This is a genomic window from Ralstonia sp. GX3-BWBA, assembly GCF_003290055.1.
GTDB classification, from domain to species: Bacteria; Pseudomonadota; Gammaproteobacteria; order Burkholderiales; family Burkholderiaceae; genus Ralstonia; species Ralstonia holmesii.
Genome location: NZ_QMKS01000009.1, coordinates 167,872 through 184,146, shown reverse-complemented (window position 1 = coordinate 184,146; position 16,275 = coordinate 167,872). Strand labels below are relative to the sequence as shown.

Below are 16,275 nucleotides of genomic sequence, written 5' to 3'. Positions count from 1 at the left end.
GAGTGTCATGTCTTGCGCATCGCAGCATGCTAGAATGTCAGGTTATTCCGCGAGCTGAATTTGGGTGCTGTCCCGGGCTCGTGTCACGTCTTTTCGAGTTCACATCCCATGCGCGCGCTTCGCAACATCGCCATCATTGCCCACGTTGACCACGGCAAAACCACACTGGTCGACCAGCTCCTTCGCCAATCCGGCACGTTCCGCGAGAACGAGCAGATCGCCGAGCGCGTGATGGATTCGAACGACATCGAAAAAGAACGCGGCATTACCATCCTCGCGAAGAACTGCGCGGTCGAATACAACGGTACCCACATCAACATCGTCGATACGCCGGGGCACGCCGACTTCGGCGGCGAGGTCGAGCGCGTGCTGTCGATGGTCGACGGCGTGCTGCTGCTGGTGGATGCAGTGGAAGGCCCGATGCCGCAAACGCGCTTTGTGACGCGCAAGGCGCTGGCCCTGGGCCTGAAGCCGATCGTCGTGATCAACAAGGTGGACCGCCCGGGTGCGCGTCCGGAGTGGGTGATCAACCAGACCTTCGACCTGTTCGACAAGCTGGGCGCCAACGACGACCAGCTCGACTTCCCGGTGGTGTACGCCTCGGGCTTGAACGGTTACGCCGGCCTGACCGACGACGTGCGCGAAGGCGACATGAAGCCGCTGTTCGAGACCATTCTCGACAAGGTGCCGCAGCGTAACGACGACCCGAACGGTCCGTTCCAGCTGCAGATCATCTCGCTGGACTACTCAAGCTACGTCGGCAAGATCGGCGTGGGCCGCATTACGCGTGGCCGTGTGCGTCCGCTGCAGGACGTGGTGGTCAAGTTCGGTCCGGAAGGCAACCCGATCAAGGGCCGTATCAACCAAGTGCTGAAGTTCCGCGGCCTGGAGCGTGAGCTGGTGCAGGAAGCCGAAGCCGGCGACATCGTGCTGATCAACGGTATTGAAGAACTGGGCATCGGTTGCACCGTGTGTGCGCCGGACGCCCAGGAAGCGCTGCCGATGCTGAAGGTGGACGAGCCGACGCTGACGATGAACTTCTGCGTCAACACCTCGCCGCTGGCTGGCCGCGAAGGCAAGTTCGTGACGAGCCGCCAACTGCGCGACCGTCTGGACCGCGAGCTGAAGTCCAACGTGGCCCTGCGCGTGAAGGACACCGGCGACGACACGATCTTCGAAGTGTCGGGCCGTGGTGAACTGCACTTGACGATTCTGGTGGAAAACATGCGCCGTGAAGGCTACGAGCTGGCCGTGTCGCGCCCGCGCGTGGTGTTCAAGGAAATCGACGGCGTGAAATGCGAGCCGTTTGAGCGCCTGACCGTGGACGTGGAAGACGGCCACCAGGGCGGTGTCATGGAAGAGCTGGGCCGCCGCAAGGGCGAACTGCTCGACATGGCGTCGGACGGCAAGGGCCGTACGCGTCTGGAATACCGCATTCCGGCCCGCGGTCTGATTGGCTTCCAGGGTGAATTCCTGACGCTGACCCGCGGCACCGGCCTCATCAGCCACATCTTCGACGATTATTCGCCGGTCAAGGAAGGCGACCTGGGCGAGCGCCACAACGGCGTGCTGATCTCGCAGGACGACGGCGCTGCCGTGGCCTACGCGCTGTGGAAGCTGCAGGATCGCGGCCGTATGTTCGTGTCGCCTGGTGATGCTCTTTACGAGGGCATGATCATCGGCATCCACAGCCGCGATAACGACCTGGTCGTCAACCCGATCAAGGGCAAGCAGCTGACCAACGTGCGTGCGTCGGGTACCGATGAAGCTGTGCGCCTGGTGCCGCCGATTCAGATGTCGCTGGAATACGCGGTCGAGTTCATCGCCGACGACGAGCTGGTGGAAGTCACGCCGAAGAGCATCCGCCTGCGCAAGCGTCACCTGAAGGAACACGAGCGCAAGCGCGCATCGCGTGAAGAAGCGGTCTGATCGCCAGTCGATCTGCCAAGAAGACGCCCCGAGATTTCGGGGCGTTTTTTTTTCGTCCGGCCATGCCGGTGGCGTTACGTCTGGATGCGCGCGAAGGCTTGTGCCAGATCGCCGATCAGGTCTTGCGGGTCTTCCAGTCCGATATGCAGGCGCACGATCGGGCCCGCTCTGGACCAATCCGTGCAGGTGCGCGTGCCCGCCACATTGCTGACCGTCGCAAGACTCTCGAAGCCGCCCCATGAAGCACCGATGCCAAACAGCGTGAGTGCATCGACGAAGCGCCCAGCGGTTTGCGCATCTGCTTGGGCGAATTCGAACGAGACGAGTCCGTTGGTGCCGCTGCAGTCGCGTTGCCACAATGCGTGGCCGGGGTCTTCGGGAAGCGCGGGACAAAAGACACGTGCCACTTCCGGGCGCGCCACAAGCCAATGCGCAATCTCCAGCGCGTTACGTTCATGCATGGCGAGGCGCGCGGCCAGCGTGCGCGTGCCGCGCAGCACGAGATAGGCATCGTCGGGGCTGACAGCCACGCCTTGGGCGTCGCACATCGTGGCGAGCGTTTGCCAGCACGCCTGTGTGGTGGTCACCGTGCCCATCATCACGTCGGAGTGGCCGCTCAGGTACTTGGTTGCCGCCATGACCGATACGTCGGCGCCCAGTGTGAGTGGGCGGTATTGCAGGCCCGAACCCCACGTGTTGTCGGCGATGACCAGCGCCCCATGGCGATGCGCAATCTCAGCCAGCGCGGGCAGATCGCACATCTCATAGACGAGCGAGCCCGGGCATTCCACGTAGACGAGCTTGGTCGTCGTTTTGAGCTGCTGTGCGACATCGTTGCCGTCGGCGCAGAAGTACGTCACCTCCACGCCCCAGGGGCGCAGGAACGTATCGACGAAATAACGCAGCGGCTGGTAGACGCAATCGGCAATCAATACGTGATCCCCTGGGCGGGCGAAGGCCAGGAAAACCATCGAGATGGCGGCCAGGCCAGTCGGGAAGAGCCGCGTGCGATAGCCGCCTTCGAGTTGTGCGACAACGTCTTCCAGCGCAAAGCCCGTCGGGTTGCCGCGCGCACCGTAGGTGAACATGCGTTCGGTGTCGCGACGGCGGCGCGCGTCGTTCATCTCGTCCATCGAATCGAACAGCACGGTGGAGGCGCGCACGACGGGCGGGTTGACGGCTCGGCCGCCTTCAAAGGCGGGCGATGTGCCGCCCTTGATGAGGCGAGTCGCGACTCGGGTTGCCAATCGTGGCTCGGTTTTCTGCGATGACATGGTGCGTGGGTCTCAAAGGTTGAGCGTCATGACTGCGCGGCACCGGCGCCCACGCGGAAGGCGCCAAGCTCCTGCGCGTCGAGCTGGGCGAGCAGGCCGGTTTCCCAGGCCAGGTATTGCCTTGCCGCAGCCTTGTTGCCGTCATGCCGATCATGCACGAAGAAGAGATAGTCGATGCAATCGGCGTCGGGCGGGACGTTCTCGGAACCTTCGGTGACGTAGCCAGCGGCAGTCCACGCGGCGACGCTTCCGGCGAGGAGTTTGAGACGCGACGCGGTCTGGGGTGCGTTTGCGATCCAATCTGCTGCGGCGAGTTGTGCGATGCGCGGGTCGTCAGCGATCAGCACGGTATCGCGGTCAGCGGCCAGGGCCGGCAAGCGCGGACGAATGGCCCATGTGGCGCCAGGCACGTGGGCGCGGCGGAAGGCCATGCTGGAGCGCAAGTCGATCACTTGTGCGGTACTGGCCGCAAGCAGGGTGGAGAGCGCTTGCGCACTGATTTCCGGTAACGGTTGCGGCAACGCGGTGGGGGCCACCTGCAGGCTTGCGTTGCTGTTCAATCCCTCGCGCAGCACATAGGCATCGTGGCCGAGTTGCCGCAGCCAGCTCGCAACGATTGGCGCACGCACGCCGTCGGCATCGAAGAGCACGAGGCGGGCATGGCGTACGCCGACGTACTGATCGGTTGCCTGAATCAACTGTCCGCCCGGCGCATGCTGCGCTCCCGGCAGGCTGCCGCTGGCGAATTCCTCGGGCGTGCGGACATCGCACAGGAAGACGCTGTGCTCACCGTGTGCAGCCCAACGTGCGACTGTTGCTGCATCCACCTCGGGCACTGCAAAGCGAGCGGCGAGTTGCTGACTGGCCTCGCGCATGTCCTTGACAGTAGCGGGCGTAACGACGTCGGGGTAACGGCGCGTGCTGCCGTGCTCCAGCGGAAGGTCTTCCAGGCACCAGCCTTGCGTTCCGTTCTCCAGCGCCATCACCGGGTTGGGGATGCCCAGGTTGATCAGCGTCTGCGCGCCGATGATGCTGCGTGTGCGCCCCGCGCAGTTGACGACGATCGGCGTGGTCGCGTCCGGGACAAGCTCGCGGATGCGCAGCCCCAGCTCGCCGTTCGGGCAGCAGATCGACGACGGGATCGTCATCTTCAGATATTCGCTGACGGGTCGGCCGTCGACGATGACGACGTCGTCGCCGCGCTCGCGCATGGCCGCAAGCTCGCGTGCGGTGACGCGTGGCGTGTGGTACGCCATCTCGACGAGTTCACCGAAGGTTTTGGACGGCACGTTGACGCCGGCAAACAGCGTGAAGCCTGCGTGGGTCCAGCCCTGTGCGCCGCCTTGCAGCACGTGCACATTGGTGTAGCCGATGGCGGTCAGTCGTTCAGCCGCGCGCTCGGCAACGCCATCGTTGTCGTCATAAACGACCATGCGCACCGCGCGGCGAGGCGCGAGCCGCGGGACATCGATCTCAAGACGGCTGTACGGCAGAGGGATGGCGTAGAAGAGGTGGGCTTCGCCGTACTGGCCGTGCTCGCGCACGTCGAACAGCGCGATCTCGGCGCCGTCATGCAGCCACGCTTTCAGGGTCTGGGCGGTAACGAACGATGTCATATCGATGCGAAACGAATCAAAAGGGTGAGCGACGCCCCTCCGCGCACGCAGCGCGGATTGCAGGCAACGCGATTCGGGTTGAAGCTGGCCGGTTAGCGGCGGGTCTTCACGCCAATGCCCATGGTCTGGTAGCGACCAGTGGCAAGGTCGAACGTGATGCGCTCGGTCAGCGTTTCGAGCGCGCGTCCGTACATGTGCAGATGGCGGATGGGAGCCTCGCCCTTGATCTCAACGGCGTGGATGTCTTCGGCTGCCAGCGCGATGCCGGTACCGGGTTCGACGACGACGGTGTCGGTCATTTCCAGCGTGCCGACGCCGGGCGTGGTGCGGTCATCGGTGCGGCGGTAGACGTAGTTGTATTCCGTGCCGTCCACGGCGGCGATGCAGGCCCACGTGGTGTGGTTGTGCGGCGTGATCTTCTTGCCCGGGCGCATGACGTTCAGGTACAGCGCGTAGGTCTGGTCGGCATCTTCGTGAATCAGGTAGCGGGCTTGCAGCTCGCCGTCGCTGGGAGGCGGGAAGTCGGTTTCCTGCCAGAACTCCGTGCGCGCGGCGAGACCTTTGACCTGTTCGAGTACGTCCGCCAGTGCGGGACGCGTTTCACCTTCGGGTGCGAGTGCGGCCTTCATGGCGGCAATCGCGTCATTGACTGCCGCTTGGCGTTGCAGAGGAAGAGATGTAGACATGGATGGATTCTCCTGAGGTATTGGGGCGCCTTGCGTTGTATTACGTGGCGTTGTTGTCGTTGTCGGTATCAGGCGACGAGTTCGGCAATGCGCGGGGCAGGCCGCAGGACGTCTTGCAGAAAGCGCTGCGCGCGGGCGTGTTTCGGGCGGCTGAAGAACTGGTCGGGCGGCGAGTCCTCCAGCAACTCGCCCTGGTCCATGAACCAGACACGGCTCGACACATCGCGCGCGAAGCCCATCTCGTGGGTGACGATCATCATAGTGAGACCGTCGTCTGCCAGCTCGCGCATCACGTGCAGAACCTCTTGCACCATCTCGGGATCGAGAGCGCTGGTCGGCTCGTCAAACAGCATGAGCGGCGGCTTCATCGCCAGCGCCCGCGCAATGGCCACGCGCTGCTGCTGGCCGCCCGAGAGGTTCTCGGGCATCGCGTCGATCTTGTGGGCAAGGCCGACCTTGGCAAGCAGCGCTTCGGCCTGCGCCGTCGCTTCGTCGCGCGATAGACCGAGCACCTTGGTCGGCCCGAGGATCAGGTTCTGCCGCACCGACAGGTTCTGGAACAGGTTGAAGTTCTGGAACACGAAGCCGATGCGCGCACGCAATTGGTTGACGCGCACATCGCGCGCATGGACATCGCGTCCTTCAAAGCGGATGCATCCGCCGTGGATGCCCTCCAGCCGCGTGACCGTGCGGATCAGCGTGGATTTGCCCGAGCCCGAGGGCCCGCACACCACAACGACTTCACCGCGTTCGATGGTGGCGTTGATGCCTTTGAGCGCGTGGTAGTCGTCGTAATACTTGTCGACGTTTTCAAATGCCAGCATGGGAAGTGGTCTCCGGCAAGGGTTTGTTCCTAGGCAAGCCCAGCGCGATGGCGGGCAATGCGGCGCTCCAGCTGCCCCGCGAAGCGGGAGATGGCGAAGCACAGAACGAAGTAGAAGGCAGCCAGCACGAGGAAGGTCTCCAGCGGCTTGGTCAGCGTGATGGTGTTGACCTGCGCCGCCGAGTACGTCAGCTCCGGCACGCCAATCACATAGGCGAGCGACGTTGCCTTGATGATCGACACGAACTGGTTGACGATCGACGGCAGCATGTTGGTCAGCGCTTGCGGCAGTTGCACGTAGTGCATGCTCTGCAGCCAGGACAGGCCGTTCGAGCGCGCTGCTTCCATCTGCCCGCGCGGCAGGCCCTCGAGCCCCGCGCGCACAATCTGCGAGAGGAATGCGCTCTCGTAGACGATGATCGCGCAGACCGCCGTGGTGAACGCCGACACTTCCTTGCCCACCAGCAGCGGCACCGCAAAGTAAGCCCAGAAGATGATCATCAGCAGCGGAATGCCGCGCACCAGGCGAGACCAAACACCGGCAATACGACGCAGCCAGCGCCAGGGGCTCACGTGCGCCAGACCGATCAGCACTGCAATCGGGAACGACATCACCAAGCCCAGCACCGAAAGCACCAGCGTCACCGCTACGCCGCCCAGCGGCCCGTTCGGCCACGACCCGACCAGGAACAACGCCAGATAGTCATGCAGGATTTCAAGCATGCGTCAGACCCCCAGTGGCGTCGTACGACGCTTGGCAACGCGATCCGACAGCGACATCAACGCGAGCGTGCCGAGCAGATACAGCAGCGTGGCGATGAGGAACACATCAAACGTGCGGAAGGTGAGGTTGTCGATCTGCCGCGTGCGGTAGAGCAATTCGTGCACGCCGATGGCCATCGCGAGCGAGCTGTTCTTGAACAGCAATAGCGCCTGGTTGAGCAGCGCGGGCAGCGCCACGCGAATCCCCTGCGGAAGGATCACGTAACGCAGCGCCTGCAGATGCGTCAGCCCGATCGACCAGGCCGCCTCCTGCTGCGTATGCGGGATCGCACGCAGGCCCGAGCGCAGGTCTTCGGAGATGAACGCGCCTGAGTTCAGCGCCAGGGCGATCGCCGCGAAGAAGAACTCGGTGTTGCCGGCGTTGATCCATACTTTGAGCGATTCCGGCAGCAACTGCGGGATGCCGAAATACCACACCAGTATCTGCACCAGCATTGGCACGTTGCGGTGGTATTCGACAACCACGATGACGAACGCCTTGAACACGCGTACCGGCAGCGCGCGCAGCGTGGCCAGTGAAACGCCAACGGCGGTGGCCAGCAGGCCCGAGACGACAAACAGACGCAATGTGGTCAGGATGCCGTCCCGCAACAGGCGCAGATAGCCGTCTTCGAGCAGGAACGAGAGATCGAACATGTCGGCCGCCTTGGGCTTACTGCGGCTTGATCGGTTCGACCTTGTAGTCGCGCGAGAACTTGTAGACCGACTTGGCGCCGAGCCACTTGTCGAAGCTCGTCTGCAGTCCGCTGGACTGGTCGTAATCCGCCAGCACCTTGTTGACCGCCGCCATGAGCGCGGGCTCGTTCTTGTTCATCACCACGCCCCAGCGCTCTTCATAAACGGGTGCGCTCAGCAGGCGATATTGCTGGCCGCCTTTCTGCGCTGCCTCGTTGGCAAAGCGGGCCAGCACGAGTTGCCCCGCTACCAGCCCATCGACCTTGCCCTGTTGCAAGGCCAGATACGCTGACGAAATATCGTGGAATGTCAGCAGGCGCGAATCCGGCAGGCGCGTGACCGACACGGCTGCCGAGCTGGACCCTTCGGATGCGGCGATTTTCTTGTTGGCAAGCTGATCGAGCGTCTGGATGGGCGAATCAGCCCGCACCAGCACGCGGATCGGCGCAACGAAATATTGGTTGCTGAAATCCACTTGCGCGGCGCGCGCCGGCATCCATGCCACAGCGGCGGCCAGCACATCCACGCGATGTGTCTTCAGTTCAGGAATGCGTGCGTCGGTCGACAGCGCGCGGTGCTCCAGCTTGACGCCCAGACCCTTGGCCAACGCGCTGCACACATCCACGTCAAAGCCGACGATCTGCCGTGTGGCGGCGTCGGGAAAGGCGTAAGGCTCGCTGGCGTTCTGCGTGCCGCAGACCAGGGTGCCGCGCGATTTGATATCCGTCAGCGCGTCGGCGTGCGCCGCACCTGCCACGCCTAGCGTGCCCAAGGTCAGCGTCGCGGCGGCTTGCGCCCATTTCCATACCCACATGGTGTTCCTCCTTTGTATGAAACCGATTCAGTGTCGGACCGCGATTTCCCCACGGCTCGGGTGTCTGCCTGAACGTATTGTTCGTTCAGTGTTATTTGTGTTTCCGGCAGGTTATCGGCCAGAATTGCGCAGAACAATTTAATTCTTGGCTGGAATTGATTAGAGCTTCTGAAGTATCGGGATCGAGATGCGAAATCTGGACATCGATTTGCTGCGCACATTCGTAGCGATCGCACAGCACGAGACGTTTGCCGCGGCGGCGGCACGGGTGGGGCGCACGCAGTCTGCGGTCACGCAGCAGATGCAGCGGCTGGAGGAGGAAATGGGTTGCGCGCTGTTCGAAAAACGCGGCCGCCACAAGATGATGACGCCCGATGGCGTGCGGCTCGTCGCCTATGCGCACAAGATCCTGGCGCTGAACGACCAGGCCGTGCAGGTGATCCAGACGGGCGGCCCAATCGAGAAAATCCGCATCGGCTCACCGCATGACGTGGCCGATTCGATTTTGCCGAATTTGCTGCGGCGGTTGTCCAAGCTGTCGCCGGAATTGCAGATGGAGATCAACGTTGGTCGCAGCCCGTTCCTGATGGACGCGTTGCGCGACAAGACGCTCGATCTGGCGATTTCCACGCGCTATGACGATGCGTTTCCCGGCATCAAGCTGCGCACGTCGCCGATGGTGTGGATCTGCGCGGAAGATTTCATCTTCAACTCTGCCGCGCCGGTGCCGCTGGTCATGGCCGACGAGCTGAGCCTGTTCCGTCAGCTGTCGATTGAATGCCTGGACGCGCATCACATCCCGTGGCGCACGAGTTATCTGTCGCCCACGCTCACGGGCATCAAGGCTGCGATCAGCGCGGGGCTGGGCGTGACGGCGCGCACGACCGAATTGCTCGACGCCAACATGCGTGTGCTGACCGAAGCAGACGGCTTGCCGCGACTGCCGGAGGTGGCCTTCTACCTTTACGTGCAGCCAACGTGCACCAGCGCCGTCCTGCGCGATCTGTTCGATTCCACCGATCGCGTCGCCACGCGCTTCGGGCCGCCATTCATGTGAGCGGCATCGCCTCGGCCGCGACTGCAGCACGCGGGCTGCGCCACTCGGGTGGTTTCCACAGGTAGCGAATGTCCCGATCGCGGAACACGTCAGCCCACATGTCGCGCCATTCGTGGAAGGTGAGGGCGATCGGGTTGTGTGTGTGGACTTGCCGCGTGATGCCAAAGATGGGCGCGTCTTCCTCCGGCACGAAGCTGCCGAACATGCGGTCCCAGATAGTCAGCACGCCGGCGTAGTTTCGGTCGATGTACTGCGGGTTCTTGGCGTGGTGCACGCGATGCACCGACGGCGTATTCACGTATTGCCCGAGCCACCGCCAGAAGCCGGCGTAGCGCGAATCCAGCGCACCCAGCCGCGTATGCACGAAGAACTGGAATGCCAGGTTCAGGCCCACGGCAAGGATCACCCAGTCCGGCGTAAAGCCGATCCAGGCAAGCGGAATCCAGAACAGCCACATGCCGGAAATCGGATAGGTCAGGCTCTGGCGGAACGCCGTCGAAAAATTCATGCCTTCCGACGAGTGGTGCGTCACATGCGAGGCCCACATCCAGCGCACGCGATGGCTCGCGCGATGGAAGAAGTAGTACAGAAAATCCTGCAGCAACAGGAGCAACACGAAGGACCACCACGTCTCGGGCACCGCGCGCAGGCCGTGGCTGTATGTCCACGAGTAGACCGTCTTGATCATCAGCCACAGAAAGAACGCATCCGACGCCTGGTGCATGAGTGCGAGGCAGGCGTTTGAAACGGTGTCCTTGAAGCTGTAGACGGATGGATCGCGCTTGCGCCAGTACCACGCCTCTGCGCCGATGGTCAGTAGGAAGACTGGCGCAAAGGCCAGCAGGATCAGGCCTGGGTCGAAACCGGATGCGCCCGGGGTAGCGTTCGCAGGGGTCATTGGATTGTTGTGATGTGTGTCGTCTCCAACCGGCAGGTATACGCCCAACACCCGCGCTGCGAAAGGGGGCAGGCTAGAGCCCTTCCTCGCTTCAATACGCTGTCGTGTACAGTGCGAGCCGTTATTCCCACAACAACATCCGAGACATGCAATCCACTGTTTCCATCGCGCCTCAGGCTGAAGTCCAACCCAACGTGATCGCCGAAGTACGCGGCGGCATCGGCTGGCTGACGCTGAACCGGCCGCAGGCGCTCAACGCGCTGTCGCTGGAGATGATCCGCGCGATGTCGCATGCGCTGCTGGCCTGGCAGCACGATCCGGAGGTCCACGCCGTCATCCTGCGTGGCGAGGGCGGCAAGGCCCTGTGTGCAGGCGGCGACATCCGTTTCTTCCACCGCGCCGCCACGGCGGGCGACCCGCAACTCATCACCTTTTTCACCGAGGAATACCGCCTCAATCACCTGATCTTCAGCTATGCCAAGCCCTACATCGCGCTGATGGACGGCGTGGTGATGGGCGGTGGCATGGGCATCTCGCAAGGCGCATCGCTGCGCGTGGTGACCGAGCGCACGAAGATGGCCATGCCCGAAACCAACATCGGCCTGTTCCCGGACGTGGGCGGTGGCTGGTTCCTGGCGCGCGTGCCCGGCCATGTGGGCGAATACCTGGGAGTGACAGGGCAGATGATCGAAGCGGCGGACGCGTTGTCGGTTGGCCTTGCCGATTGCCACGTCACCACCGAGGCGCTGGCGGCCATCGTCCAACGCCTGCGCGACGGAGACTGGAGCAGCGCCGAGCAGATCGCTGCCTGCTTTACCGAAGCTGCATCGACGCCGGATGATGCCAAGGCCATCATCGCGCCTCACCGCGAGGCCATCGACGCCTGCTTCAGCCAGAGCAGCGTGCAAGGCATCTTTGCCGATCTGGCTGGCAGCACGGAGGCCGAATGGGCCGCACAGACCGCTGAGCACATGGCCAAGCGCTCGCCGTTGATGATGGCGGTGACGCTTGAGCTGATCCGCCGCGGCCGCCACACCACGTTGGCCGATGAACTGCGCCGCGAGCTGGACATGATGACGCACGTGTTTGCTGAAGGCGACGGTATCGAAGGCATTCGCGCACTCGCGGTCGACAAGGACCATGCGCCCAAGTGGAAGCACGCGAACATCGACGCTGTCCGTGACGATGAAGTGGCTGCGTTCTTTATCTCGCCGTGGCGCCATGAGCAGCATCCGCTGCTGGGGCTGTGGGACTAGAACCGGTAAACTGCGCGCCTGGAATTTGAATCGTTGATCTTGCTGTGACCGCTGAACGCCCCACGCCCAACCCTCGCCGCTTGTCGGTGGCGCCCATGATGGATTGGACGGACCGACATTGCCGGTTCTTCCATCGCCAGATCTCGCGCCACACCTGGCTCTACACGGAAATGGTGACCACCGGCGCGCTGCTGCACGGCGACGTCCCGCGCCACCTCGATTTCGACGAGGTCGAGCATCCCGTGGCACTGCAGCTCGGCGGCAGCGAACCCGATGATCTGGCCCAGGCCGCGCGTCTCGGCCAGCAATGGGGCTACAAGGAAATCAACCTCAACTGCGGCTGCCCGTCAGAGCGCGTGCAGCGAGGTGCGTTCGGCGCGTGCCTGATGGCCGAACCGAAGCTCGTCACCCAGGGCGTCAAGGCGATGCGCGACGCGGTGTCGATTCCGGTCACGGTCAAGCACCGCATCGGCATCGACGCCATCGAGACCTATGATTTCGTGCGCGATTTCGTTGGCACCATCGCCGAGGCGGGTTGCGAAACCTTCATCGTCCACGCGCGCAACGCCATCCTGAAAGGCCTGAGCCCCAAGGAAAATCGCGAGATTCCGCCGCTGCGGTATGAAGTCGTCTACCAGCTCAAGCGCGATTTTCCGCATCTGGAAATCCTCCTCAACGGCGGGGTGCAGACGCTGGAGCAGATCGACACGCACCTTGCACACATTGATGGCGTCATGATCGGCCGCGAGGCATATCACCATCCGCATCTGATGGCGGTGTTCGATGCGCGGTACTACGGCGCAGGCACCGAGGCCCCCGCGCGCGCAGAGGTGGAAGACGCAATGATCGGCTACGTCGGCCGCTGGGTAGAGCGCGGCGGCTACGCCGGTGCTGCGGTGCGCCATATGCTGGGACTGTATCGTGGCGTGGCGGGTGCGCGCGGCTGGCGGCGCGTGCTGTCGGATTCCAAGGCGCTGGGTCGCGTCAAGACGCTGGCCGACGCCCACAGGCTGTTTGATGAGGCCCGGACCCATTTGCGGCGCGGCGAAGAATCAGCTGACGAGGCGGTCGCAGCATAAATTGCATGACCCCCTAGGCACGCCGAAAGAATGTTTGTATAATTTCGGTTTTCGCCGAGCAGTTGCCAGTTTTGCTGTTCGTACGATGGTGGCTGTAGCTCAGTTGGTAGAGTCCCAGATTGTGATTCTGGTTGTCGTGGGTTCGAATCCCATCAGTCACCCCAAAGTTTCAGTAAAAAAGCCCGCAAAAGCGGGCTTTTTTACGTCTGCGCGCAGTGTCTACGCCTCCGCCACGACCGTCCCCTGGTGATACACCACCTTCCAGCCATCAGCCGTCCGCCGCCACAACGTTGCCCGGCGTGTTGTCCGGTTCGATTGCACCAGCGTGTACGTTAGCAGGTAGTTGTCGGGCGCAATTTCCTGGCAGCGGAAATCCCGCGTTTGCCAGAAATCCTCGCCGATATGGCCGTGCCGGGCATCGAGAACGCCGAGCACATAGCTGCGGCTATAGCGCTGACCCGAGGCACCTGTTTCCCAGAAGTCTTCCGTGGTCATGCGCTCGAAGTCTTCGCGGCGCGTGCCCAGTTCGGGGCGATGGAAGATGGGTTCGCGCCGGCGTAGTTCTTCCAGCACGCTCAGCAGACCCGGGGCGGTATCCAGAGACGGTTCCATGCGGCAAGCCTCCTGGGAAAGTTCCAAGCATACCGCGCAGCGGGCGTGGCTTAGCGCTTTTCGCGTTGCACAATGCGTGGCTTGCGCTTCGCCCCTATGATGGCGCCTTTCCCTTTTCCGGAAACCACTTCGATGCAACGCACTGCCCGTATTGGCCTGTCTTCGCTGACGATCGCACTGTCGCTGGCTTGCGGCACCGGCGCCTTTGCCGCCACGCTTCAGAAACCGCAACTCGACGCGCTGCTCGCCGCCGAACAATCCAAGGCATCGGCTGACCTGAGCAGTTTTCTAGCGGCAGCCGCCAAGGCTGATCCGCAGGTTGCAGGTAGCGTCGCCGCGTACCAGAAGAAGGCCGCGCTCACTGGCTATGACCTCATCAACATCGGGCGTCTGCTGGGTCTGTACAACCGCCTGCACAACCAGCAGGCGGTGATCGCCTCGATCGAGAAGATGGTCGCGCTGCCGACGGTGCGTGACGACAAAATTCCGCAGTACGAAAACCCCGCCATCGTTGCGTTCGGCAAGCTGGTCGAGGGCATGGCGCGCGACTTCGGCCTGAAATATCGCAACGTCGACAACCGCGTATTTGAAGTCACGCTGCCCGGCACCGGCTCGGATGAATTCGGCATCCTGACGCACGCCGATGTCGTACCCGCAAAGCCCGAAGAATGGGTGCTCGGCGACGGCACCAAGCTCGATCCGTTCAAGGTCACGCGCGTTGGCAATCTGCTGTACGGCCGCGGCACGATTGACGACAAGGGCTCGATTGCCGCCGCCATGTACGCCATGAAAACGGTCAAGGACAGCGGCGTGCCGCTTGCGCGCACGATCCGTCTGATGATCGAAACCACCGAAGAAACCGGTGGCGATGGCATGAAGTACTACCGCGAGCACACACAATTGCCCGCGTACAACATCGTGCTCGACAGCAAATACCCGGCGGTGGTAGCCGAGAAAGGCACTGGCGCGCTGAAGGTGTTTTTCCCTGCGCAGGCCGGCGATGCAACGCATACGGCCATCGTTTCGATGACGGGTGCGGCGTCGGCCAGCTCCGTCCCGCAGACGGCCACCGCTACGCTCAAAGGCGGGGATCTGGGCGTGGCGGCCGCCGCGCTCGAAGCCAAGCGCGACGCGTTCGTGAACAGCTTGGCCGCACAGGGCAAGTTTGTGATCGACATCACGCGCACCGCGGACAGCATCGTCGTCAAGGTTACCGGCACGTCGGCGCACGGCTCGCGCCCGGAGGAAGGCGTTAACCCGCTGCCGCGTCTGGCGCTGTTCCTGCGAGCAGCCGATCTCGGTCTGGCGGACAACGCTTACGCTCACGCTGTGCGCTACCTCACCGACCTTTACGGCACCGACTACCTCGGCAACACCATGGGCCTCGCCTACAAGGACGACTTCATGGGTCCGCTCACCATCTCGCCTACGGTGATCGGCGACAAGAATGGCCGCGTGGAGGTGACCGCCAACGTACGCATGCCGCGCGGCAAAACGCCCGACGCGCTGCGCGGTGAGATCGCCGGCAAGATCAACGCATGGGCCAACGCCAACCATGTCGCCCTTGAGATCAACCACGAGCAAGGCAACTGGATGGCACGCGATCCGAAGGGGGCATGGCTGTCGACGCTGCTCAACATCTACGGAGACACCACGGGCCTCGACGCCAAGCCCGTGCCGACCGCCGGCAGTACAACCGCCAAGCTGATGCCGAACGCCATCAACTTCGGTCCCGCCATGCCCGGCAAGAAGTACACCGCGCACAACGCCAACGAGTACAAGGAAGTGCCGGACCTCGACCTCGATATGCAGATGTTCACCGAGATGCTGGTACGTATCGGCAATCTGCAGTCGATGCAGTAACCGCCGGAGGATCGCCATGAACATCATCCGCGCCAAGTCGTTCACTGCCGAGCGTGCCTGGGGCGCGCTCGATATTGCCAACATGAGCGGCATTACGACGCGCTTGCATTGGACCGACGAGCCTTATCGCTGGCATGTGAACGATGGCGAAGAGGTGTTTGTGGTGCTCGACGGCACGGTCGACATGCATTACCGCGAAGCCGGCGAAGAGAAGGTCGCGACGCTGGAGCCCGGCGACATCTTCTTCGCCGGTGTCGGCTGCGAGCATGTGGCGCACCCACGCGGTGAGGCAAGAATTCTCGTCGTCGAGAAAGCCGGGAGCGTTTAGCGGCTCGCCAGCCGATTGCGAAAAAAAAGCCCGCAATGTGCGGGCTTCGAATTCAGCGATCTCATTGCCCCTGAGGGCACTGGCAATACTACTGTCACGTACGCCAAACAACATCCGGGTAAACGTCCGTTTTGCTGACGGAACATCGCCGAATGTGCCGCTGCAGCAACTTGCGAACAGAAAAAAACAGCCCGCTCAGACGGCGGGCCGAAAATCAGTTGAAGAAAGCCCTGTCCTCAGGGCAGGGCAAGTGTATGAAATCAGTTGCGGCGGCAGCATTGGGGTATGCCCTGATCGGCCGCTGGAGCGCGTTTCATCGCCCCTCATCGTCCTTCTTTTCCTCAGCAGTTTTCGGCGCCAGCGGTACGTGAAGCGACCGGAATCGCATCCAGCATGCGGCAGATGGCGGCCATGCTGCCGACCATCGTACGGCGCTGCTCCCCCTGATAGATGCGCACGCCTTGGGTTTGGCGGAAGGGCACCGGCTGTACCGGACGGCGGCGGGAAGACATCGATCCGAGTCGCATGGCAGACCTCGTGAGTTCGGGTGGAAAAGCGAGAGGCAAGACTCCGCCCTGGCGA

General features: G+C 63.0%; 16 protein-coding genes and 1 tRNA gene. 7 read left to right on the top strand and 10 right to left on the bottom strand.

Annotated elements, in window-relative coordinates; all coding sequences use genetic code 11:
- Window positions 1–108: 108 nt before the first annotated feature.
- Window positions 109–1,929, top strand: a complete 1,821-nt coding sequence (gene typA, locus DOD19_RS08375; RefSeq protein ID WP_024975908.1) for a translational GTPase TypA — start codon at window positions 109–111, stop codon at window positions 1,927–1,929.
- Window positions 1,930–2,003: 74 nt separating this feature from the next.
- On the opposite strand, the gene metC is transcribed toward typA, so the two are convergent.
- From metC to DOD19_RS08340, 7 genes are all read right to left on the bottom strand, one after another.
- Window positions 2,004–3,203: a cystathionine beta-lyase gene (metC, locus tag DOD19_RS08370; RefSeq protein WP_112185097.1), complete on the bottom strand. Its 1,200-nt coding sequence runs from the start codon at window positions 3,201–3,203 to the stop codon at window positions 2,004–2,006.
- Between the two features lie 26 nt (window positions 3,204–3,229).
- A complete protein-coding gene (locus DOD19_RS08365; protein ID WP_112185095.1) occupies window positions 3,230–4,819 on the bottom strand; it encodes a rhodanese-like domain-containing protein in 1,590 nt (529 codons plus the stop codon).
- A 92-nt stretch (window positions 4,820–4,911) separates the two neighbouring features.
- Complete coding sequence (locus tag DOD19_RS08360; protein WP_024975905.1) at window positions 4,912–5,505, bottom strand: cysteine dioxygenase family protein; 594 nt, start codon at window positions 5,503–5,505, stop codon at window positions 4,912–4,914.
- 68 nt (window positions 5,506–5,573) lie between these two features.
- A complete protein-coding gene (locus DOD19_RS08355; protein WP_024975904.1) occupies window positions 5,574–6,329 on the bottom strand; it encodes an amino acid ABC transporter ATP-binding protein in 756 nt (251 codons plus the stop codon).
- A gap of 29 nt (window positions 6,330–6,358) precedes the next feature.
- Window positions 6,359–7,051 (bottom strand): amino acid ABC transporter permease, encoded by a 693-nt coding sequence (locus tag DOD19_RS08350; protein WP_112185093.1) that lies wholly within the window; start codon window positions 7,049–7,051, stop codon window positions 6,359–6,361.
- 3 nt (window positions 7,052–7,054) lie between these two features.
- Window positions 7,055–7,747, bottom strand: coding sequence for an amino acid ABC transporter permease (locus DOD19_RS08345; protein WP_112185091.1), 693 nt, complete (start codon window positions 7,745–7,747; stop codon window positions 7,055–7,057).
- A 16-nt stretch (window positions 7,748–7,763) separates the two neighbouring features.
- Complete coding sequence (locus tag DOD19_RS08340; protein WP_024975901.1) at window positions 7,764–8,600, bottom strand: transporter substrate-binding domain-containing protein; 837 nt, start codon at window positions 8,598–8,600, stop codon at window positions 7,764–7,766.
- Between the two features lie 187 nt (window positions 8,601–8,787).
- On the opposite strand from DOD19_RS08340, the gene DOD19_RS08335 reads away from it, so the two are divergent.
- Window positions 8,788–9,657: a LysR substrate-binding domain-containing protein gene (locus DOD19_RS08335; protein ID WP_024975900.1), complete on the top strand. Its 870-nt coding sequence runs from the start codon at window positions 8,788–8,790 to the stop codon at window positions 9,655–9,657.
- On the opposite strand, the gene DOD19_RS08330 is transcribed toward DOD19_RS08335, so the two are convergent.
- Window positions 9,650–10,555: a sterol desaturase family protein gene (locus tag DOD19_RS08330; RefSeq protein WP_112185089.1), complete on the bottom strand. Its 906-nt coding sequence runs from the start codon at window positions 10,553–10,555 to the stop codon at window positions 9,650–9,652. The genes DOD19_RS08335 and DOD19_RS08330 overlap by 8 nt on opposite strands.
- Window positions 10,556–10,701: 146 nt before the next feature.
- On the opposite strand from DOD19_RS08330, the gene DOD19_RS08325 reads away from it, so the two are divergent.
- The 3 genes from DOD19_RS08325 (at window position 10,702) to DOD19_RS08315 (ending at window position 13,054) form a co-directional block, all read left to right on the top strand.
- Entirely contained in the window at window positions 10,702–11,811 is a 1,110-nt protein-coding gene (locus DOD19_RS08325; protein WP_112185087.1) for an enoyl-CoA hydratase/isomerase family protein, read from the top strand.
- 44 nt (window positions 11,812–11,855) lie between these two features.
- The gene (gene dusA / locus DOD19_RS08320) at window positions 11,856–12,890 is read left to right on the top strand and encodes a tRNA dihydrouridine(20/20a) synthase DusA (protein ID WP_112185085.1); all 1,035 of its coding nucleotides are present in this window, start codon (window positions 11,856–11,858) and stop codon (window positions 12,888–12,890) included.
- Window positions 12,891–12,978: 88 nt separating this feature from the next.
- A tRNA-His gene (locus DOD19_RS08315) sits at window positions 12,979–13,054 on the top strand.
- Window positions 13,055–13,109: 55 nt separating this feature from the next.
- Here the strand turns inward: DOD19_RS08315 and DOD19_RS08310 are convergent.
- Entirely contained in the window at window positions 13,110–13,502 is a 393-nt protein-coding gene (locus DOD19_RS08310) for a DUF4440 domain-containing protein (protein WP_112185083.1), read from the bottom strand.
- A gap of 132 nt (window positions 13,503–13,634) precedes the next feature.
- On the opposite strand from DOD19_RS08310, the gene DOD19_RS08305 reads away from it, so the two are divergent.
- Window positions 13,635–15,365, top strand: coding sequence for a dipeptidase (locus tag DOD19_RS08305; protein ID WP_112185082.1), 1,731 nt, complete (start codon window positions 13,635–13,637; stop codon window positions 15,363–15,365).
- Window positions 15,366–15,381: 16 nt separating this feature from the next.
- Window positions 15,382–15,693 carry a cupin gene (locus tag DOD19_RS08300; protein WP_112185080.1) on the top strand — a complete coding sequence of 104 codons (312 nt, stop codon included), beginning with the start codon at window positions 15,382–15,384 and terminating at the stop codon, window positions 15,691–15,693.
- A 341-nt stretch (window positions 15,694–16,034) separates the two neighbouring features.
- Here DOD19_RS08300 and DOD19_RS08295 read toward each other — a convergent pair whose 3' ends face one another.
- Complete coding sequence (locus DOD19_RS08295) at window positions 16,035–16,220, bottom strand: hypothetical protein (RefSeq protein ID WP_024975893.1); 186 nt, start codon at window positions 16,218–16,220, stop codon at window positions 16,035–16,037.
- Between the last annotated feature and the right edge of the window lie 55 nt (window positions 16,221–16,275).